This is a genomic window from Pyxidicoccus xibeiensis (genome assembly GCF_024198175.1).
Lineage (GTDB): Bacteria > Myxococcota > Myxococcia > Myxococcales > Myxococcaceae > Myxococcus > Myxococcus xibeiensis.
Genome location: NZ_JAJVKV010000005.1, coordinates 634,359 through 654,703 on the forward strand (window position 1 = coordinate 634,359; position 20,345 = coordinate 654,703).

At 70.8% G+C, this 20,345-nt stretch carries 20 protein-coding genes; 11 read left to right on the forward strand and 9 right to left on the reverse strand.

The features are described 5' to 3' along the window. Positions 1-91: 91 nt before the first annotated feature. The 3 genes from LXT23_RS25110 to LXT23_RS25120 all read left to right on the forward strand — a co-directional run bounded on the left by LXT23_RS25110 (position 92) and on the right by LXT23_RS25120 (position 2,549). Positions 92-1,474, forward strand: coding sequence for an ATP-binding protein (locus tag LXT23_RS25110; RefSeq protein WP_253982818.1), 1,383 nt, complete (start codon positions 92-94; stop codon positions 1,472-1,474). Next, on the forward strand, positions 1,461-2,012 hold the full coding sequence (locus tag LXT23_RS25115; protein WP_253982819.1) for a response regulator transcription factor: 552 nt from the start codon (positions 1,461-1,463) through the stop codon (positions 2,010-2,012). Before LXT23_RS25110 ends, LXT23_RS25115 begins: the two co-directional genes overlap by 14 nt. Positions 2,013-2,081: 69 nt before the next feature. After that, on the forward strand, positions 2,082-2,549 hold the full coding sequence (locus LXT23_RS25120) for a hypothetical protein (protein WP_253983149.1): 468 nt from the start codon (positions 2,082-2,084) through the stop codon (positions 2,547-2,549). Positions 2,550-3,004: 455 nt separating this feature from the next. On the opposite strand, the gene LXT23_RS25125 is transcribed toward LXT23_RS25120, so the two are convergent. After that, a complete protein-coding gene (locus tag LXT23_RS25125; protein ID WP_253982820.1) occupies positions 3,005-4,222 on the reverse strand; it encodes a M20/M25/M40 family metallo-hydrolase in 1,218 nt (405 codons plus the stop codon). A gap of 244 nt (positions 4,223-4,466) precedes the next feature. Here LXT23_RS25125 and LXT23_RS25130 point away from each other — a divergent pair, with 244 nt between their 5' ends. Both LXT23_RS25130 and LXT23_RS25135 read left to right on the forward strand, forming a co-directional pair. Next, the gene (locus LXT23_RS25130) at positions 4,467-5,363 is read left to right on the forward strand and encodes a TIGR02266 family protein (RefSeq protein WP_253982821.1); all 897 of its coding nucleotides are present in this window, start codon (positions 4,467-4,469) and stop codon (positions 5,361-5,363) included. A 173-nt stretch (positions 5,364-5,536) separates the two neighbouring features. Continuing rightward, positions 5,537-7,189 carry a GMC family oxidoreductase gene (locus tag LXT23_RS25135; protein WP_253982822.1) on the forward strand — a complete coding sequence of 551 codons (1,653 nt, stop codon included), beginning with the start codon at positions 5,537-5,539 and terminating at the stop codon, positions 7,187-7,189. A gap of 3 nt (positions 7,190-7,192) precedes the next feature. On the opposite strand, the gene LXT23_RS25140 is transcribed toward LXT23_RS25135, so the two are convergent. Further along, positions 7,193-7,708, reverse strand: coding sequence for an OmpA family protein (locus tag LXT23_RS25140; RefSeq protein WP_253982823.1), 516 nt, complete (start codon positions 7,706-7,708; stop codon positions 7,193-7,195). Positions 7,709-7,922: 214 nt separating this feature from the next. Between LXT23_RS25140 and dgt the strand changes: the two genes are divergently transcribed. Then, entirely contained in the window at positions 7,923-9,389 is a 1,467-nt protein-coding gene (gene dgt / locus LXT23_RS25145; RefSeq protein ID WP_253982824.1) for a dGTP triphosphohydrolase, read from the forward strand. Between the two features lie 37 nt (positions 9,390-9,426). Here dgt and LXT23_RS25150 read toward each other — a convergent pair whose 3' ends face one another. From LXT23_RS25150 to LXT23_RS25160, 3 genes are read right to left on the reverse strand one after another with little or no spacing between them, the layout of a single operon-like run. Continuing rightward, complete coding sequence (locus LXT23_RS25150; protein ID WP_253982825.1) at positions 9,427-10,230, reverse strand: hypothetical protein; 804 nt, start codon at positions 10,228-10,230, stop codon at positions 9,427-9,429. Between the two features lie 38 nt (positions 10,231-10,268). Further along, complete coding sequence (locus LXT23_RS25155; protein ID WP_253982826.1) at positions 10,269-10,556, reverse strand: hypothetical protein; 288 nt, start codon at positions 10,554-10,556, stop codon at positions 10,269-10,271. Continuing rightward, complete coding sequence (locus LXT23_RS25160) at positions 10,553-10,861, reverse strand: hypothetical protein (protein WP_253982827.1); 309 nt, start codon at positions 10,859-10,861, stop codon at positions 10,553-10,555. The genes LXT23_RS25155 and LXT23_RS25160 overlap by 4 nt, the downstream gene beginning before the upstream one ends. Positions 10,862-11,028: 167 nt before the next feature. On the opposite strand from LXT23_RS25160, the gene LXT23_RS25165 reads away from it, so the two are divergent. Then, positions 11,029-12,096, forward strand: coding sequence for a sensor histidine kinase (locus LXT23_RS25165; RefSeq protein ID WP_253982828.1), 1,068 nt, complete (start codon positions 11,029-11,031; stop codon positions 12,094-12,096). A 126-nt stretch (positions 12,097-12,222) separates the two neighbouring features. Further along, positions 12,223-13,047, forward strand: a complete 825-nt coding sequence (locus LXT23_RS25170) for a LytR/AlgR family response regulator transcription factor (protein WP_253982829.1) — start codon at positions 12,223-12,225, stop codon at positions 13,045-13,047. A 6-nt stretch (positions 13,048-13,053) separates the two neighbouring features. Here LXT23_RS25170 and LXT23_RS25175 read toward each other — a convergent pair whose 3' ends face one another. From LXT23_RS25175 to LXT23_RS25185, 3 genes are all read right to left on the reverse strand, one after another. After that, positions 13,054-14,589: an MBL fold metallo-hydrolase gene (locus LXT23_RS25175; protein ID WP_253982830.1), complete on the reverse strand. Its 1,536-nt coding sequence runs from the start codon at positions 14,587-14,589 to the stop codon at positions 13,054-13,056. Positions 14,590-14,694: 105 nt separating this feature from the next. Beyond that, a complete protein-coding gene (locus tag LXT23_RS25180) occupies positions 14,695-15,366 on the reverse strand; it encodes a hypothetical protein (protein WP_253982831.1) in 672 nt (223 codons plus the stop codon). Positions 15,367-15,432: 66 nt separating this feature from the next. After that, the gene (locus LXT23_RS25185; protein WP_253982832.1) at positions 15,433-15,648 is read right to left on the reverse strand and encodes a hypothetical protein; all 216 of its coding nucleotides are present in this window, start codon (positions 15,646-15,648) and stop codon (positions 15,433-15,435) included. Between the two features lie 95 nt (positions 15,649-15,743). Here LXT23_RS25185 and LXT23_RS25190 point away from each other — a divergent pair, with 95 nt between their 5' ends. Then, the gene (locus LXT23_RS25190) at positions 15,744-16,418 is read left to right on the forward strand and encodes an SOS response-associated peptidase (protein WP_253982833.1); all 675 of its coding nucleotides are present in this window, start codon (positions 15,744-15,746) and stop codon (positions 16,416-16,418) included. A gap of 126 nt (positions 16,419-16,544) precedes the next feature. Further along, positions 16,545-17,471 carry a zinc metalloprotease gene (locus tag LXT23_RS25195; RefSeq protein WP_253982834.1) on the forward strand — a complete coding sequence of 309 codons (927 nt, stop codon included), beginning with the start codon at positions 16,545-16,547 and terminating at the stop codon, positions 17,469-17,471. A gap of 103 nt (positions 17,472-17,574) precedes the next feature. Here the strand turns inward: LXT23_RS25195 and LXT23_RS25200 are convergent, their stop codons facing one another. Then, a complete protein-coding gene (locus LXT23_RS25200) occupies positions 17,575-18,624 on the reverse strand; it encodes an AraC family transcriptional regulator (protein ID WP_253982835.1) in 1,050 nt (349 codons plus the stop codon). A 119-nt stretch (positions 18,625-18,743) separates the two neighbouring features. Here LXT23_RS25200 and LXT23_RS25205 point away from each other — a divergent pair, with 119 nt between their 5' ends. Next, on the forward strand, positions 18,744-20,168 hold the full coding sequence (locus LXT23_RS25205; RefSeq protein WP_253982836.1) for a cytochrome P450: 1,425 nt from the start codon (positions 18,744-18,746) through the stop codon (positions 20,166-20,168). The last annotated feature ends 177 nt before the right edge of the window (positions 20,169-20,345 follow it).

Genomic DNA, 20,345 nt, shown 5'->3' on the forward strand with positions numbered 1-20,345 from the left:
GACGAGCGAGTACCTGGAGGCCTGAGTGCGACACGGCCGTGCGTCACTTTGACGCACTCCTTCCGTGACGGCCCGGGGTATGAAGGGTGGCGTGTCCAGCCTGCCGACCGACGCCGGGACGGCCCTGCACGGTGCTCCGCCACTGAAGCACGAGCCGCCGCGCGACGTCTTCCATCGCTCCGCCCTGGATGTGGTGGCGCGGCTCTCCTCCAGTGCCATCGCGCTCGGCTGGCTCGTGCGGCTGCGCTGGCACGCCGCGGCGGGGCAGGCGCTCACGGTGCTCATCGCCACGCGGGGCTTCGGGCTGGACCTGCCGGTGCTGCCGCTGCTGGCGCTGGTGGCGACGACGGTGGTGTCCAACCTCCTGCTCGTCATCCGGCTCCGCCATTCCCACCCCGTGCGCCCGGGCCTGCTCGGCGGGGTGCTCGCGTTCGACGTGCTCCTGCTGACGGGGCTGCTCGCGCTCTCCGGCGGGCCCGCCAATCCCTTCAGCGTGCTGTACCTGGTCCACGTGACGCTCGCCGCGCTGGTGCTGGGCCCGCGCTGGACGGTGCTCCTCGCGCTGCTGGCGGTGCTGGGCCATGCGAGCCTCTTCGCCGCCCATGTCCCGTTGCCGGAGGCCGCGCATCCCCGGGATGCCAGCGGCACGGACTCGCTCTACCAGCTGGGCATGTGGGTGGCCTGCATGCTGACGGCGATGGTCATCGCCTTCGTGGTGGCGCGCGTCGCCGCGGCGCTGAAGGACCGGCAGGAGGCGGTGGTGCGGGCCCAGCAGTTCGCGGCGCGCGCGGAGAAGCTCGCATCGCTGAGCACGCTGGCCGCGGGCGCGGCGCACGAGCTGGGCACGCCGCTGGGCACCATCGCCATCGCCGCCAACGAGCTGGAGTCCCTCATCCTGGAGGAGCCCCACGAGGCGCTGGAGGACGCGCGCCTCATCCGCGACGAGGTGGAGCGGTGCCGGGACATCCTGGAGCGCATGAGCGCGCGGGCCGGCCGGACGCTCGGTGAGTCTCCCGAGCGGACCACGGCGGGCGCCGTGCTCGCCGGACTGCGGGAGCAGCTCGTCGCCGCGGAGCTGGCCCGGGTCCACTTCGATGCCGGGGCGGACCTTCACCTGTGGTGCCCCGTGCGGGGCCTGGTGCAGGTGCTGGCGAACCTCGTGCGCAACGGGCTGCAGGCCAGCGACGCCACGCAGGGGCACGTCACCGTGACGGCGCGCGGGGATGCGGACCTCTTGCGCTTCACGGTGGAGGACCAGGGCACCGGCGTACCGCCCGCGCTGCTGGCTCGCCTGGGCGAGCCCTTCTTCACCACCAAGCCCGCGGGGCAGGGGATGGGGCTGGGCCTCTTCCTCACCCAGACGTACGCCGAGCTGTGCGGCGGCCGGCTGGAGCTGGCCTCCGAGGAAGGGAAGGGGACGCGGGTGACGCTGGAGCTGCCCTGCCGGACGGAGGTGGCCCATGCGGCCCGGTGAGACGCAGCCCACGGTGCTCGTCGTGGACGATGACGAGCCCTACCGCGAGCGGCTGGTGCGCGCCTTCGGCCGCAAGGGCTTCGTGGCGCACGGCGCGGCCAGCACGAAGGAGGCGCTCGGGCGCGCCCGGGAGCTGCGCCCCGGCTACGCGGTCATCGACCTGCGCCTGCAGGACGGCTCCGGGCTGGACCTGGTGCGCGAGCTGAAGGCCGTGGACGCGCGCACGACGATGGTGGTCCTCACCGGGTACGGCAGCATCGCCACGGCGGTGGAGGCCGTGCGGCGGGGCGCCACGCACTACCTCGCCAAGCCCGCGGACGTGGACGACATCCTGCTCGCCTTCGCTGGCGCCACGCTGCCGGAGGGGGAGGCGGCGGCGAAGGAGCACGAGGTGCCCTCGCTGGCGCGCGCGGAGTGGGAGCACATCCAGCGCGTGCTCGCGGACTGTGGAGGCAACATCTCCCAGGCCGCGCGCCTGCTGCGCATCCAGCGCCGCAGCCTGCAGCGCAAGCTGGCCAAGCACCCCGTGCTGAAGTGACGCCGTGCCCGCCGGGTGCGTCATCAAGACGCACGAGTGCGCCCGGGCGGCGTCGGTAGGGTGAACGACATGCTCTACACGGTGGTGCTCTTCCTCCACTCCTGGCTGCGCTGGGGCGTCGTGGTGTTCGGCGTGCTGGCGCTGGGCAGCTCCCTGCGGGCCTGGCTGCGGGGCCAGGACTGGCTGCCGTCGCACCGGCGGCTCCAGGTGGCCGTCGTCTCCCTCTTCGACACGCAGATGCTGCTCGGGCTGACGCTCTACTTCGTGCTCAGCCCGCTGACGCCCAGGTCGCTGGAGGCACTCCGGGCGAACCTGTCCGTGTCCTTCCTGCGGTTCTTCAGCGTGGAGCACCCGGCCCTGATGCTCGTCGCGCTCGCCGTCGCCCACGTGGCGTCCGCGCTGAGCCGCAGGGCGGAGGAGCCCACCCGCAAGCACCGGGTGTGGGCGCTGGGGCTGCTGGCCGTCATGCTCCTCGTCGCGCTCGCGATTCCCTGGCCCGGCCTGTCCCACGGACGGCCCCTGGTCCGCGGCTTCTGAAGCGCAATGGGCACCGTGCGTCGATTTGACGCAGGCCGCGCCTCTCCGCCGCGGTTACTCCTCCCCGCCGCACTCCTTCCGCGCCGTGAGGTCCGCACCGATGCTCGACGTCCTGTGGATGATCATGATGATGCCCGAGATGCCCGCGCCGAAGTCCGGAGCCCCTCGGGGCCCCGTCGCTTCGCTCGTTTCCGAGCCTCCCCAGCGGGGGCTCGCGCGTCGTGGGCAGTCGGGCCCGGAGCGGAGGCCGCAGGCCGGGGTCGGCCCCTCGCCCCGGCGGCTCCGTCCGGTAGAGCCGGCCTGAGGCTCCTGCCGGAGGCGGCATGGGCGACCGGGGCCTGCGGCGGGTGCCCCGGTCGCCGTGTGTTCCAGACTCCCGGTTCCTGCTCCACCGGGAGCCAGCTGTGTGACACGACGCCCCGGACGCATGGCGTACACCCGGGGCGCTCACACGGCTACTGCGCGGTGCCCTTGGCGAGCTCCGCTACGTACGAAGCGGCGATGCGCGCGAACTTCAGCGCGTGGTTGGCCGTGCCGCCGGAGTTGGTCAGCGTGTCGCTCGACGTGTGGATGTACCGGTTGCCCGCGCTCACCGTCGCCTCGTGGGGGATGGAGGCGGCGAAGCCCTGGTTGGTCCACGAGGCGTGGTCCGAGCACGCATAACCGCACGTGGAGTTGGTGTGCGTGTACCCGGCGCGGGTGGTGATGATGTTGCGCAGGAACGTGTTCTGCGCGGCGTTGGTGTAGTCGGTGATGATGGCGGCATCCACGCTGGAGCCCTTGTAGTTCGTCATGTCCAGCTGGAGCACGCCCACCACGTTGATGCCGTTGTTCTTGTGCCAGGCGGCAATCTCCTTGGAGCCGCGCAGGCCGACTTCCTCGGCGGCGTAGCCGATGAACTTCACGGTGCGCTGCGGCCGGTAGTTGCGGAGCATGGCCACGCGGATGACCTCGGTGAACGACGCGATGCCCGACGCGTTGTCATCCGCGCCCGGCGCGGTGCTGCCGGAGCTGATGGAGTCCAGGTGCCCGCCCACCACCACCACCTCGTCGGGCAGGGTGCTGCCGCGGATGGTGAAGATGACGGACGGCTGGGCCCAGGCGGCGTGGGTGAACAGCGCCACGCTGGCGTCGGTGCGCCCGGCCGGGATGAAGCCCTGCCACTTGCTGCGCAGCGCGTTGACCGCGTTCACACCCGTGGTCGACGTGTAGTAGCGCGTCGTGTAGCCCGCCAGCAGGGTGATGGTGCTGCGGACGTTGGCCTCCGTCATCGAGCTCATCAGCGCGGTGGCCGTCGCGGCGTTGTCGAGCGTGTAGGTGACGAGGTTCTGCGTCGCCAGCGCGGGCGCGGGCGTCAGCGAGGCGATGGCCTCGTCCCGCGTCTCGTACGTCATGAAGCCCGCGCACCGGTTGAACTTCTCGTGCATGAGCGTCGCCAGCTTCTCCAGCTGCGACTCGCGAACGCGGAACATCGTGGCCTCGCCCTTCACCAACTCCTGCGTGGGCTCCTCCCAGCCCACGCTGCGGAACGACTCGCGGACCGACTCCACTGTGTCGGTGCCGAGGGTGACCCAGAGCTCCGGGTCCTTCTTCAGCGAGGCCGGGGACTTCTCGGCGAGGGCCGGCGTGGTGCTCAGCAACATCAGGGCGGGCAACAGTCTCTTCAAGCGCATCACTCCTCCAAGGGGACCAGGGTGCTGCACGGCAGCCCGCGAGAGCTTGCGAGAGGGGGGACATGGCGGGCGTCCGTATCCTGCTTTCCAGGAATTCCTAAAATAAATGGCTTTAAAGGGAATGTGAAGTAGAGAACAGTCCAGGGGGCCCGGATGGTGTGCGACCTGGGAGGCTGGCGCAGTGCGTGATGGGCCCATCCGGGGGTTGGGAGCGGTACAGTTCGCTCCTCACCGGGGGACATGGATGGGACGAAACAGCGCCAGCGCCTTGGACGAGTACAACGCTCTCCAGGAGCAGCAGAAGCGCCAACCCCTGAGCCCGGAGCAGGAGCAGCGCCTGGAGCTGCTGCGTGACGTGCTGCTGGAGCTGGGCGCGCTGCCGGCGCCCGGGAGCGGGCAGCCCGCCCGGCCCGCGCGCGCGGATGCGGTGCTGGAGCTCACCTTCGCCACGCAGGACGACGTGGTGCGCGCGTACAGCAAGAACATCGGCGCGGGCGGCCTGGCCATCCGGACGTCGCGGCCGCTGCCGGTGGGCAGCACGCTGGAGCTGCGAATCACGCTTCCGGACGCGCCCCAGCCACTTCAAGCGTTCGGCCAGGTGGCCTGGTCGCGCGAGGACGGGATGGGCGTGGCCTTCACCCAGCTTCCCGCCGAGGGCGAGCGGCGGCTGAAGGCGTTCCTCACGGCGGACGCCTCGCTGCTCAAGCGGGTGCGCAGCGTCCTGAAGACGGACGTGGTGGCGCTGCTGAAGACGGACGTGCGCGAGCTGGGTAAGGCGCCCGCGCCCCAGGCCGCGGAGGCGCAGGAGGTGGACACGCGGCCGATGGTGCTGGTGCGGCTGACGGACACGCGGCTGATGACGCTCGTCACGGAGCTCTTCACCCAGCAGGGCGTCCGGGTGGTGACGGAGACGGACAAGCCGGCGCCCATCATCGTCGTGGATACGGGCTCGGCCCTGGACGTGCTCCGGGCCGCGGGCCGGCTGGGGGCGCGGGTCGTCATGGTCAACGTGAGCGGGCCGGATTCCCTGGTGGGCCGGCTGACGAACCTCAACCCCGCGGCGTACGTGAAGAGCCCGGCCACCGCGGCCTCGGTGCTCCACGCCGTGGCCCGCCTGCTGGGCCCCGCCGAGGCCCGCTGAGCCCGGAGGGCGTGAAGGGCAGGGGACGTCCGTACACCGGGGGTGGGGGCAGGCGACCCGGCACCAGGCTGGCCTCTGCCGTCACCTCCGGACAGGCTCGGACTCTGACGTAGAGTGGGGCCCGCCTGGCGCCGAACGCGCGGTGCCGGCATGGGTTGGGAGGACGGACGGTCATGGACTTCGACTGGCTCATCATCGGCTCGGGGTTTGGCGGCAGCGTGAGCGCGCTGCGGCTGACGGAGAAGGGCTACCGCGTGGCGGTGCTCGAGAAGGGGCGCCGCCTGCGCGCGCCGGACTTCCCGAAGACGAACTGGGACCTCAGGCGCTGGCTGTGGATGCCGCAGCTCGGCTGGCGGGGCCTGTTCAAGATGACCTTCTTCCGCCACGTCACCGTGATGTCCGGGGTGGGCGTGGGCGGCGGCTCGCTCGTCTACGCCAACACGCTGCCCATCCCGAAGGACGACTTCTTCCAGTCCTCCTCCTGGGGCCATCTCGCCGGGTGGAAGGAGGAGCTGGCGCCGCACTACGCCACCGCGCGGCGGATGCTGGGCGCCACCGTCAACCCGCTCAACACCTTCCCGGACAAGGTGCTCAAGGAGGTGGGCGAGGACCTGGGACGCACCGACTTCCAGCCCACCACCGTGGCCGTCTACTTCGGCGAGCCCGGCGTCACCGTGAAGGACCCCTACTTCAACGGCCAGGGCCCCGAGCGCACCGGCTGCAACTCGTGCGGCGGCTGCATGCTCGGCTGCCGGCACAACGCCAAGAACACGCTCGACAAGAACTACCTGTACCTGGCGGAGCAGCGCGGCCTCACGCTCCACGCGGACACGGAAGTCACCTGGGTGCGCCCGCTGCCCGACGGCGGCTACGAGGTGGAGGCGCTGCGCGGCGCCCGGCGCTTCTTCCGCGAGAAGCTGCGCTTCACCGCGCGCAACGTCATCTTCGCCGGCGGCGTGCTGGGGACGATGGACCTCTTGCTGAAGCTGAAGGAGCACCCGGACGGGCTGCCGCGGCTGTCCGAGCGGCTGGGTGACGGCGTGCGCACCAACTCGGAGGCGCTCGTCGGCGTCGTCAGCGGGCGCAAGGAGCTGGACCTGTCCAAGGGCATCGCCATCGGCTCCATCCTGCACACCGACGCGCGCTCCCACCTGGAGCCGGTGCGCTACTCGGAGGGCTCGGGCTTCTTCCGGCTGCTGATGGCGCCGCAGGTGTCCGGGGCGACGATGTTCGCCCGGCTGGCGCGGCTGTTCGGCATGCTGGCGCGCCATCCGGTGCGCTTCCTCAAGGCGTGGTTCGTCCCGGACTTTGCGAAGCGGACCATGATTCTGCTCTACATGCGCACGCTGGAAGGCCACCTGCGCATGCGGCGCGGGCGCGGCTTGACGACGGGGCTGCGCAAGGGCGTGACGACGGGGCTGCAGGAGGGGCCCGCGCCCACGTCCAACATGCCCGAGGCGTTCGACCTGGCGAAGCGCGTGTCGGACAAGCTGGACGGCTACCCGATGACGATGGTGAGCGAGACGCTGCTGGGCATCCCCACCACCGCGCACATCCTGGGCGGGTGCTGCATGGGGGACTCGGCCGGGACGGGCGTCATCGACCACCGCCACCGCGTCTTCGGCTACGACGGGCTGTACGTGGTGGACGGCTCGGCCATCTCCGCCAACCCCGGCGTCAACCCGTCGCTCACGATTACGGCGCTGGCCGAGCGCGCGATGACCTTCATCCCGGCGGCGAAGGAGCTGCCGCGCGGCGACACGGACGCGGTGCTGGAGCCCGCGGCCAGGGGCGGGGTAGGCCCCGTGGCCGCGGTGGGACGCTGAGGGCTACAGGCGGACCTGGAGCTCGTAGCGGCGGTTCTTCGCCTTCTTGGCCGCCGTGTCGTCCGGCTTCACCAGGGGCTTCTCGGAGCCGTGGCCCACGGCGATGATCTCCGAGCGGGGCACGCCGCGCGACGCGAGCTCCTTGACGATGGTCTCCGCGCGCTGCTCGCTGAGCTTCTTGTTCTTCGCGGCATCACCGGAGGAGTCGGTGTGGCCGGAGACCTCGAACTTGTAGCTCTTGATGCCCGCGCCATCGAGCTGCTTCTTGGCGTCGATGAGGGCATTGGCCAGCTTCTTGAGCTTGGCGTCGCAGCCGGGGTCCAGCTCGGCGGTGCCCGTCTTGAAGCTGCACTGGTTCTTCTTGCCCTCGTCCATCAGCTTGGTGTTGACGCGCTTCTCGACGGCGCCCTTGCCGGCGTCACCGGCGGTCTTCTTGATGGTATCAAACGGGCTCTGCGCGGCGGCCACCCCGGGGATGGCCAGCAGCGACACGGCGAGGCACAGGGCCTTGAGCTTCATATGGAGAACTCCTCGGGTTCGAAGTGGAACGGCGCACTAGGCTGCCCAGGGGCGCCCTCCACGTCCAGCGCGGTGAAGTCCCCGGAGCATGCGGCGCGGGGCCCGGCTGTTCGTCCGGTGGACGGTGCGCCCGGGCAGGTGCCCGGGAAAACTTGCCTCGGCCGGGGGCGGGAGCAGCATGGGCGGTCGGGTCGGTCCGCACAGTGAGGTCGTCGTGGTCAGCAGCAATCGAACGGACAGGTGGCGGCAGCTCCTCTCTCCTCACCGGGTGGGCACGCCCACACCGAAGGAGGGCGCACCGGAGAGGGCCGCGCCACCGCCGGACGAGCGCATCCTCCCGGACGAGCGCACGCCGTATGACCAGGACTACGACCGCATCGTCTTCTCCAGCGAGTTCCGCTGCCTGCACGACAAGACGCAGGTCTTCCCGCTGTCCACGAGCGACTACACGCGCACGCGGCTGACCCACAGCATCGAGGCCTCCTGCGTGGGGCGCTCGCTGGGTCAGCTGGCCGGGCGCCACCTGTCGCGTGAGCAGGGCGTGGAGGTGGACCCCTCGCACCTGGGCACCATCGTCGCGGCGGCATGCCTGGCGCACGACATCGGCAACCCGCCCTTCGGCCACTCGGGTGAGGCGGCGATTCAACACTGGGTGGAGCAGCGGCTGGCGCCGCCGGGGACGGAGCGCCCGAGCCCCTTCCGCGAGCCGGCGGAGTGGAAGGACCTGCAGAGCTTCGAGGGCAACGCGCAGGGCCTGCGCATCCTCACGAGGCTCCAGTCGCGGGAGCGGTGGGGAGGGCTGCGCTACACGGCGGCGACGCTGGGGGCGATGAGCAAGTACCCGCGTCCCTCGGTGCTGCCCGACGGGCGGACGCCGGTGAAGGGGCGCGTGTCGGAGAAGAAGTTCGGTTACTTCCAGGACGACCAGAAGCTGGCGGTGGAGGCGTTCCAGAAGCTGGGGCTGCGGGAGCGCGAGCCTGGCGTGTTCTCCCGCCACCCGCTGGCCTTCCTCGTCGAGGCGGCGGACGACATCTGCTACGCGGTCATCGACCTGGAGGACTCTGCGAAGCTGGGCCTGGTGCCGCTGAAGCAGGCGTGTGAGCTGCTGGAGGCGGTGCTGCCGCCACCCCCGGCGCCCGCGGGCAAGCCGGTCCGGCCTCCGCCCTCGCACCTGGAGACGCGCATGGCGCAGGCGCGAGCGCGGGCCATCGGCATGCTGATTCCGGCCTGCGTGAAGGTGTTCCTGGAGCACGCGGAGGAGATGGAGCAGGGCGAGTGGGAGACGCCGCTGGTGTCGGCGCATCCGGACGTGCGCGGGCAGCTCGACGAAATCAAGCGCATCACCCGGCGCCAGGGCTACGAGAGCGAGCGGGTGCTGCAAATCGAGAGCGCGGGCTTCAAGACGCTGGGCGGCCTGCTGGACATGTTCGCCTCGGCGGTGGTGACGGACCGGCCCAACCGCGAGGAGCGCAAGCTGCGCCAGCTGCTGCCCATGGAGTCCTTCCAGCGGCCGGAGTTCGCCGAGGAGGACCAGAAGAAGCCGCCCGAGCGCGACGTGGCGATTGAGCGGCTGTCGAAGTACCAGCGGCTGCTGTGCGTCACGGACTACATCTCCGGGATGACGGACGGCTTCGCGGTGGAGTTGTTCCAGCGCCTGTCCGGAATCAAGCTGCCGACGTAGGCAGCTCCGTCTTCACAGGCTGGAATGGCGCTACCTGTCAGAGCTCTCCGGCAGCCAGTTCTTGGTTCGTGGGGATACGGGTCAGCACACGCCGTCTTCCGCGGCGATTGTAACCCACGGCGTAGAGCTCATTCCCGACGGCGACCACCACCGAAGGTGGAGGCTCGGGTTGGGCGTCCAGCCAGGTGTCTGCGTCCTCCTGCCTCGCGAAGGACCTGAAGGGGGGGGCGGCTCTGGCGGAGCGGATGCTCCCCACGTAGTCCTCGAAGCCATGCTCCTCCCCCATTCGCATCACGAAATCGAATGCGAGCCTGGCGGTCCTGATGGCCTCGAGGTGCTGGGGTGAGGACAGCCGCTTCTCCAATGCAGAGAGGTAGTAGCAGGCCCACTTGTAGTGGTCGAAGAGGCTGAACCTCGCTCCGGGACGTGGCGCTGGAGGGGGAGCCTCCTCCCTGACTTCTTGCTCCTCTTCAGAGCCATCCAGACCTGTGGCCTCGTCTGTTGAGGGAAGGTGGAGCAGTGTCCGCTGATTCAGGGCACGTGCATCGACGACGGTGTAGAGGTCATTCGCCGCCCGGATGATGGCGCCGTGAGGCGGGGCGGGGTGATTGAGCAGCCAGTCGTCTGCTTCTGTCCGGGTGGAGAAGGAGAGCAGGGCAGTCAGGGGCGCGGTGTCGAAATGCTCGATGAACGCTGCGAACTCACCTGACTCGCCTCTCTCCAAGATGAAGTGCAGGAGGGGCTTGGTTGCTTGAATTGCATCGAGCTGCTCTGCGGTGGATGCATGCCGCTCCACCTCGCGGAGCATGGCCAGGGTGCTCTGGATGAGATTGGGAGTCATGCGGGAGCTCCATCGCGCCGTGAAGTGGCCATCCTTGTTCAACCGGCAACGAGCACGACAGGGGCCAGGACAACCAGTCCCGCGCCAGCCGAGAGGGTCACGAAAGCAACACCCGCGATGACGATGACCGTTCCGACGAGGAGCTCCGTGCGGTGTTGTTTCAGCCAGTCGACCGCCTCGTTCGTACCGTTGAACTCCAGCGCTCGTGTTTGCTGCAGCTTGAGGCAGTCCTGGTATTGCGACAGGCACTCTCCGGCGCAGTAGCCATTCTTGCTGCCGTCTCCGCGCTTGACGTGGTTCAGATAGGACGGAAGCCTGCGCTTCATGCAGCTCCGGAAGCAGTCGATATGTTCCTGGTCGCAGTCCCGCGGGCGGGATGAAGCCAACAGGATGCCTCCACCCGCACCATGAATGCTGGAGTGGAGGTCGTACCGCGACAGGTCGAACTCGGAGGCGCGGTGCCAAGCGTGGCGGATTCGACCATCTGGTGCTTCTCAATGATGAGCACGAAGCCGGCGAGCTCATCGGCGCGTGAAGGTGCGGCATGGCGAGTGCCGCCGCATGAGCTCAACAGCAATGCGAGCCCTGCCGCGAGCAGCCTGTTGATGCAACGGATGTTGATGAGTTCCATGGTGGAGCTTCACTCGACTGTTCGGGGGGGCGGGCGCCGTATCTGCCACAGCCTGGCCTCGGAACCAAGGTTCGCGCTGGAGTAGGCTCCAGGGCATCGTGTCCCCAATGCAGAAAGCACCGGCTGCTCCCTGGCGACGGTGGGCGTGGCTGGGCGCGGTGTGGACCGTGCCCGCGACGCTCGCCGCGCTGGAGACGTACTTCTTCAGCCGCTCCGGGCCCCAGCCGCTGGCGCTGTGGCGCGCGTTCGTCTCGCAGTTGCCCGCCTGGTACGTGTGGGTGCCCGCCACGCCCGCCGTCGTGCACCTCTCCCGCCGGCTGCGCCTGGGTCGCCCGCTGGAGGCCCGCGCCGTGGGGGCGCACCTGGCCATGTGTCTTGGCGTGGGGGCGCTGTTCGGGGGCGTGTACACGCTGTCCCATGTGGCATTCCAGCCGTCGGCGTCCGCCACGCCGCTGGCCCTGCTGATGCTGCGCTTCTGGCTGGGGTGGCTGCCCATGACGGCCATGACGTATGCCGCGGTGCTGGGCGTGGCGCACGCGGTGGACTCGCAGCGGCGCGCGCGGGAGAACGAGCGTCAGGCCGCCGCGCTCGCCGTGCAGCTCGCCGAGGCCCGGCTGCAGGCGCTGCAGACGCAGCTCCACCCGCACTTCCTCTTCAACACCCTCAACGCCATCGTCGTGCTGGTGCGTGAGAAGGAGACGGACACCGCGGCCCGCATGCTCGTGCTGCTCAGCGACATCCTCCGTCAGCTGCTCCAGCAGGGCGCCACGCAGGAAGTCCCCCTGCGTGAAGAAGTGGCCGTGCTGTCGCGCTACCTCGAAATCCAGCAGCTCCGGTTCCAGGACCGGCTGCGCGTGGTGTGGGACGTGGACGCGGGCGTGCTGGACGCGCGCGTGCCCCACCTGGTGCTCCAGCCGCTGGTGGAGAACGCCATCCGCCACGGGATATCCCAGCGCTCGGCGGCGGGGGACCTGCTCATCCGCGCCCGGCGTCAGGGGGATATGTTGGTGCTGGTGGTGGAGGACGATGGACCGGGGCTGCCGGCGGGCTTCGAGCTGGAGCGCGGGCCAGGCATCGGCCTGTCCAACACGCGGGCCCGGCTGGGCCAGCTCTATGGGGATGCCGGGCGCGTCAGCGTGGCCAATCGGTCTGGGAGCACCGGCACCGTTGCCACCGTCCTGCTGCCGCTGCGCATGATGGCCCCAGATGCGGCGGAGGTGCTCGCGCATGGCTGAGCTGAATGCCCTGCTGCCGCTGTGCCTGGCAGCCATGGGTGCACCAGAGGTGCTCGCGCATGGCTGAGCTGTGCGCACTGCCGTCCCTGCGCCTGACAGCCCCGGACGCACCGGAGGTGCTCACGCATGGCTGAGCTGCGCGTCCTGCTGGTGGATGACGAGCCGCTGGCCCGACGGGGCCTGCGAAGCGCCCTGGCGCGTCACGCGGACGTGGGGGTGTGCGGGGAGTGCCGCGATGGGCGCGAGGCGGTGGCCGCCATCCGCGAGCTGCGGCCGCACCTGGTGCTGCTCGACGTGCAGATGCCGGAGCTGGACGGCTTCGGCGTCATCCGCGAAGTCGGCGTGGCCGACATGCCCGCCGTCATCTTCATCACCGCGTACGACACCTTCGCGGTGCGCGCCTTCGACGCGCACGCGGTGGACTACCTGGTGAAGCCCTTCGCGGACGAGCGCTTCGACGAGGCCCTGCACCGCGCGCGGCAACGTCTTCGCCAGGGTGAGGCGGTGGAGCTGGGCCGGCGGCTCGCGGACCTGCTCGCCGACACCGGGAGCCCCCGTGCGCCGGGGGCCGCTCCCGCCGCCGACGTGCCGGCCCGGCCCGCGCCCACGGTGGAGCGCGGAGAGCGGCTGCTGGTGAAGGTGGGCGCCCGCTCGGTGCTCGTACCGGTGGCGGACATCGACTGGATTGAAGCCGAGGACTACTGCGTCACGCTGCACGTGGGAGGCGAGGAGCACCTCATGCGTGAAAGCCTGGCGGCGCTGGAGGCCCGGCTGGACCCGGAGCGCTTCGTGCGCATCCACCGCTCGGCCATCGTCAACGTGGAGCGCATCCGTGAGCTGCACCAGGCTTCGCCCACGGAGCTGGTGGTCGTGCTGGGCACGGGACAGCGGCTCCGGGTGAGCCGGAGCCGCCGCGAGCACCTGGAGCGCCGGCTGGGCCGGGCCCGGTAGCCCCGCTCAGGGCGTGGCCTTCGTGACGGGAGCGCGAGCCTTCTCGACAGCCGTGGTGAGCGCCGTCCACTCCGTGGCATCCAGGTGCATGCCGAACACTCGCGCCACGTCCAGCTTCTCCCGCGTGGCCACCTCCAGCACCTCGGCCACCTGCTGCACGTTGAAGAACGCGCCGCCCGGCACTGGCTGCACCAGGTCGCTGGTGTAGAGCAGGCGTTGCTCCGGCAGCCACGCGAAGAGCATGCGCTCGCCCGTCTCGGTGCGCACCGGTATCAGCTCCACCCGGTTCTTCCCGGTGCCGAGCAACGTGCGCCGGCCCACGGCCTGGAGCTTCGCGGCGCGGGGCGCCTTCGCGAGCGCATCCGGCACCCGCGTCCGGGGCGCCTTCAGCAGCCGCTCCACCAGCGGGCGGTTGAGGTCCAGCACCTGGAGCGGGATGCCCCGTGCCGCGTACTCACGCAGGCCCCCCACGTGCGGCCAGGCATCACTCGTGGACACCACCGCCTTCACCTTCACACCGGGAAAGCGCTTCGAGGCCTCCTCCAGCACACGCGCCGAGTAGCCCGAGGCGATGGGCGCCTCCAGCACCACCAGCCCGTCGTCCTGCTTCACCAGCGCCACGTCCCAGCGGCCCGGCAGGTGCACCACGCCGGGAGCGAGCTCGGCGGCGGGGCGACTCGGGTGGCCCAGCGGCAGGTCATCCGCCGTGGCGGTGCGCCGCGCGTCGAAGGCCTTCCGCACGTCCTCCGGGATGGCGAGGTCCGCGTCGGACACCGGCACGTCCAGCTCCAGCTTCGTCACGGTGAAGGAGTGGTAGGAGTGGCCGTTGCGCTCCCACTCCCAGTGCCGCGGGTAGCGCAGCCCGCCGGGCTCCAGCGACCAGGACTGGAAGAAGAGCCGCGTCTTCACGTCGCCCCAGATGTTCCAGAAGAGGTCGGCCGGATGCGCGTCCTCCGACTCCACCAGGGTGGGCAGCCGGGTGTGCGCATTGAGGAAGAGGCGCACCGTCGCGCTCCCATGCCGGAAGGTCACCACGTGGTGCGGCACGTCCTGGAGCACCGTGTCCGGCGCGGCGCGCAGGTCGGCCGCATCCAGGGCGATGAGCAGCACGCGCTCGGGTGCGAAGTCGAGCCGCTCGCGCATGTCCTGGAGCTGCGCGCCGCTGGCGGGACGCATCTGCCCCTCGCGCTCCATGGCCACCACGTCCCCGTCCATCCCCATGACCATCGGCTTCCAGGCCTCCATCCCCGCGGAGCCCCGGCCCTCGGTCTTCTGTCGCAGGCGGTGGCGGGCCGGGACCCTCAGCTCCTCCACCTGCTCGTAGACGACGAGCCAGGGCGGGGAAGGGCGCTCGGACTGCTCCATCAGGTTCCAGTGGCCGATGCCCTGGATGCGCAGGCTGGAGAGCGCCCGGAGCCGGGCCTCGCCGCCCATCGCCTCCGTCGCCGCGCGGACGCGCTCGCGGGCCGGGTCTCCGGCGGAGAAGGAGGGCAGGGCGAGCAGCACGAGGACGACGAGCGGAAGCAGGGCGGTTCTTCGCATGGCCGCAGGATGGGGCGGTGCGAAGGCCCTCCGCCGTGCCATGCCGCCAGTGGTGGGCCGCGTGCTGCGAATGGGAGTCCTGGCGCGGCCAGTGGTGGCGCCGCGTCAGTCCCCCGCCACGGCGAGCTGCCAGTCTCCCTTGGGAGAGATGCCCAGGCGCAGGCCGAGGTAGCCCGAGCCGCCCTCCTGCATCGCCTCGAGCTGCTCCGCCGGGTAGAGGCCCTGCAGCGCCTGCCAGTCCTTCTTCGCGCCCGTGACGTGGACCGCGGGCCAGTAGTAGAGCCCCTCCTGCCGCGCGTACGGGCGCTGGAGCACCCCGACCATCCGCGCCAGCACGGGCTCTCCCTGCTGCTCCGCCTCGCGCCAGTACGCCGCCGCGTCGGTGGCGTCGCCGAAGCTGAAGCGCACCGACTTGCCCTGCTCGTCCGCCAGCGTGGCCAGCGCCGCGTAGTCACACGCGACGGCGGCGGCGATGATGCGGCTGCGCATGGACTCCACGGGCGCCGGCAGCGGAGGCCGGGCCGGCTCGGCGCGGGGCGTCAGCGTGGAGGCCGAGCACGCGCCGCTCCCCGCATCCGCCGGGTACATCCCCACCGCCGACGCTCCCGCGTCCCCCGGGCCCGCGTCCATGACGGCCTCGGAGCCGGGCGCCGGGGCACCTGCGTCAGTCACCACGGCGCTGGCGGGCGGCGCACCGGCATCGGCTGTGGCGGAGCGCTCCGTGCAGGCGAGGAGCGGAGCGGCGAGACACAGGGACAGCAGCGTGGACCGGGTCATGGCGCGCGGCTTGTAGTCCACGACGCGCGGGCCGGGCACCCGGTTTCGGGCCCGGGTGTCCGGTGTTCAGCCTCCGCCCTTCGGGGACTCGATGACGACGGCGAACGGGTCGAACGGCTTGTCGTCGCGCTTCTTCTTGCCGTCGGGCATGCCGAACTCCCCGGTGGGGTGGTCCGGCCGCACGGAGGAGTACGGGTCTATCTTCACCGGCACCCCGAAGACCTTCGGGTTCTTCTTCACCTCCGCCGGCTTGCCGAAGTTCGACTGGCTGTCGTCGCTCATACCGCCAGTCTACCGCGACGCCCGTCCGCCTGCTTCCTGGCACTCCCCGAACTCGCGGCTTGGGCTCCATGCCGGACGGCGCGATACTCCGCCCCATGTGTGGCCGTGTCACCGTCCGAACCTCTCCTGATCAGCTCGTAGCGGAGCTGGGCCTCGCCGGCATCCGTGCCGCCGTGGAGCGCCCCCGCTACAACCTCTGTCCCACCCAGCAGATGCCCGTCGTCATCAACGACGGCGCACGCATGCTGGACACCTTCCGCTGGGGGCTCATCCCCTCGTGGGCGAAGGACCCGAGCATCGGCAGCAAGCTCATCAACGCCCGCGGCGAGACGGTGGCGGAGAAGCCCAGCTTCCGCACCGCCCTCAAGAAGCGGCGCTGCCTGGTACTGGTGGACGGCTGGTACGAGTGGAAGCAGTCCACGAAGCCGAAGACGCCGTACCACTTCCACCGCAAGGACGGTCAGGCGCTGGCCCTGGCCGGGCTGTGGGAGGAGTGGACGGCGCCGGACACCGGCGAGGTGCTCAACACCTGCACCATCATCACCACCGGCCCCAATGCGCTGATGTCGCCCATCCATGACCGGATGCCCGTCATCCTCGCGCCCGAGGCCCGTGAGCTGTGGCTGCGCCCCGAGCCCCAGGACCCGGCGGTGCTCCTGCCCCTGCTGGTGCCCTTCTCCGGGGACTCGCTGGAGGCCTACGAGGTGGCGCGGGTGGTCAACTCCCCCACCAACGACGTCCCCGCCTGCGTGGAGCGTGTGGCCGCCTGAGCGAGATGTTCAGTATTTCGGGAAAAAGGAGCCTCGGGCAGAAAACCTTGGATACCAATTATGCGATAATGGTTTCCAGCGGCGGGCCGTGGAGGCCCATCGCCTTCTGCCTTGGAGGCGTAAGAAATGAAGAGTCTCTCCCGATTCGGTGTGCTGAGCGCGTGCGTGCTGGCGACTGCCTGTGTCTCGAAGGAGGAGCCCGCGCCGACGGAGCCCACCGCCCAGGAGGCCACGCAGACCAAGGTGAAGCCCGGTGCGGGTGAGCGCTGCGGCACGCGCCCGCTGACGGACGCGGAGGAGCTGGAGGTCAAGGCCCACCTGTCGAAGTTCTCGGAGCGGGTGGCGCAGAAGAAGCCGGGTGGCGGAGGCGGCGGCGCGAGCGTGACGGGCGGCGCCATCAACGTCTACTTCCACGTCATCAACCAGGGGACCGGCGTCTCCAACGGTGACCTGACGGCGCAGATGATCAACGACCAGATGACCGTCCTCAACGACGCCTACCGGGCGTGGGGCTGGACGTTCAACCTGGTGCAGACGACGCGCACCACCAACAGCAGCTGGTTCAACAGCTGCGACAACACCACGGTGGAGACGCAGATGAAGACGGCGCTCCGCCAGGGCACGGCGGACGACCTCAACATCTACAGCTGCAACCCCGCGGGCGGCCTGCTGGGCTGGGCGACCTTCCCCAACTGGTACGCCGGCGCGCCCAAGGATGACGGCGTGGTCATCCTCTTCTCCTCGGTGCCGGGCGGCTCGGCGGCCCCGTACAACCTGGGTGACACGGGCACGCACGAGGTCGGTCACTGGATGGGCCTGTACCACACGTTCCAGGGCGGCTGCGCCAAGACGGGCGACTCCGTGAGCGACACCCCGGCCGAGCGCAGCGCCGCCTTCGGCTGCCCCACGGGCCGCGACACCTGCAGCGGCACGGGCCTGGACCCCATCCAGAACTTCATGGACTACACCGACGACGCCTGCATGGACCGCTTCACGGCGGGCCAGGACACGCGCATGGACCAGATGTTCAGCGCGTACCGCTACAACAAGTAGCCTGACGCGACGGACGTGACGCCGAGCGCCCCCGTGCCCCTCGTGGCCCGGGTGGCGCTCGTTGTCTTTGCGGGGTGCTGCGTGTCGGGTGTGGCCCCCGTGTTCAGGGGGACGTCCGGGCGGCGTTCGCCTTCTGCCAGGCCAGCGGCGTGAGGCCGCTCCAGCGGCGGAAGGCGCGGGTGAAGGCGCTGGGGTCGCTGAATCCGAGCAGGAAGGCAATCTCGAACTGGGCGAGCTGCCCGTCGCGCAGGAGCTGGAAGGCGCGCTCGCGGCGCACGGCGTCCTCGAGCGCGGCGAAGGAGGCGCCCTCCTCGCGCAGGCGGCGTTGGAGGGTGCGCTCGCTCACCGCGAGGTGGGCGGCGGCTTCGGCGGGGCCCAGCTCCCCGGTGCGAGGCTGGGCCGCGAGCGCCGCGGTGACGCGCTCGCTCCAGGTGCGCTGCTCGGCGGACTTCGCGTCGGCGAGCGCGGCCTCGGCACGGGCATGGAGGAGGTTGCCCAGGTCGATGTCCGCATGGCGGATGGGCAGCGAGAGGATGGACGCGTCCGCCTCCATGACGTAGGCCCCGGCGTCGTACTCGACGGGAGCGCCGAGGAAGTCCTCCACGGCGGCGGAGGCCGCGTGGCGCGGGTGCGCGAGGCGGACCCGCTGGGGGCTCCAGTGCGTGCCGGTGAGGGCGCGGCCGGTGGCCACGAGGCTGAGCAGCAACCCTTCGGTGGGGTGTCGCAGCGTCACCGCCCACGCGTCGTCGGGGTGCAGGTGCAACTGGGCGCGCATCCCCGCGGGCGTGTCGTGCGTGCGCCACGCGGTGCGCGGGTCCAGCAGCGCGTAGACGCGGCAGTGCCGCAGCAGGGCCGTACGCAGGTCGGGGCTGTTGACGAGCACGTACCCCACGAGGCCGAAGTGGGTGGGCTCCAGGAACTGCGCCAGCCGCACGCCGAGCGGCTGGTCGCCCCCGACGGAGACGAGCAGCTCCCAGACCCGGCGCAGCGCCTCGTAGGGCACACGGGTGTCCGGGGCCGCCAGCCGCTCCTCGCTCTCACCGGTGGCCTCCAGCAGGCGCTCGCGGGCGATGCCGAGCGACTCGCCGACGCGGAACAGCGTGCGGAAGATGGAGGACTGGAGCGCCTGGGGACGCATGGGGCGGGGGAGCATGGCTCCAAGGCCCTCGGGGTCGCAATCCAGGGTGGCGGCGGCGGACAACGGGTTGGCGCTGCCGGTCAATGCGGCGTGCGTCCAGGCGCGGCATGTGTAGGGGCGCAAGGAGACCTACGATGACGACCACCGTGATGGGTACCCCGGACACCGCCGCTCCCCGTATCGCTCCCGGCCCCCGAGGCCACCTGCTGCTGGGCGTGATTCCCCAGGTCCGCCGCGACACGCTCGGCTTCCTGCTCGGGGCGGCGCGCCAGCACGGGGACGTGGTCCGCTACCGGTTCGGCCCGGTGACGGGACACCTCATCGTCCACCCCGATGGGGTCCGCCACGTGCTGCAGGAGCACGTGGGCAACTACACGAAGGACCACTTCTCCTACCGGCTGGTGAGCCGCATCGCCGGCAACGGGCTGCTGACGAGCCAGGGCTCCTTCTGGCTGCGGCAGCGGCGCCTGGCGCAGCCGGCCTTCCACCGGCAGCGCATCTCCGCCATGGCCCAGGGAATGGCGCGGACGACGGCGGCCATGCTGGAGCGCTGGGAGGCGCCCGCCGCGCGCGGGGCGCCGGTGGTGATGGTGGAGGAGATGATGCGGCTGACGCTGACCATCGTCGGCGAGGCACTCTTCGGCGCGGCGCTGGGCGACAAGGCGGAGGTGGTGGGCCGAGCGTTCAACGTGCTCAGCGAGCAGACCACGCAGCGGTTCCGCGGCCTGCACCTGCTGCCCCCGGTGCTGCCCACGCGCTACGACCGGGAGTACCGCGAGGCCTCGCGCACGCTCCGGGGCACGGTGATGGAGCTCATCACCGAGCGGCGCCGGAGCGGCGCGGACTCGGGCGACCTGCTCTCCATGTTCATGCTGGCGCGGGACGAGGAGACCGGGGAGGCGATGACAGACGAGCAGCTTCGCGACGAGGTGCTCACCATGCTCGTTGCCGGCCACGAGACGACGGCCACGGCGATGAGCTGGGTGTGGGCGCTGCTGGACCAGCACCCGGAGGTGGAGGCGAAGCTGCACGGCGAGCTGGACGCGGTGCTGGGCGGGCGCTTGCCCACGGCCGAGGACGTGCCGCGACTGGGCTACACGCGCATGGTGGTGGAGGAGGCGATGCGGCTCTATCCGCCCGCGTACGTCTACAGCCGCGCGGTGAAGGAGGACGACGTCATCGGCGGCTTCCGGATTCCGAAGGGGAGCTGGGTGGACGTCAGCCCCTACGTCACCCACCGCCACCCGGACTTCTGGGAGCGGCCGGAGGAGTTCGTCCCGGAGCGCTTCTCGCCGGAGGCCTCCGCGAAGCGGCCCCGGTATGCGTACTTCCCGTTCAGCGGTGGGCCGCGCCAGTGCATCGGCAACGGCTTCGCGATGATGGAGGCCCAGCTCATCCTCGCCACCGTGGCCCAGCGCTTCCGGCCGAGGCGGCTGCCCGGCCACGTGCTGGCACCCGAGCCGCTCATCACCCTGCGACCGAAGGGCGGCCTGCCCATGCACCTGGAGCGGCGGACTCCCGGAAGGAACGCTCATTCCGGAGTGGCCACCGAGGGGTGAGCCAGGGCGCGACGGGCGCGGAAGGAACGCTCATTCCGGAGTGAGCTCGGCAGGGGCGGGGGCGGCATGCTCCTGGAAGGAACGCTCATTCCAGATGACCCTCGACGGGGGCGACATGTCCCTGGAAGGAACGCTCATTCCGGCGGGACGCTCCGTCCGAAGGGGGACGCCGGGCGG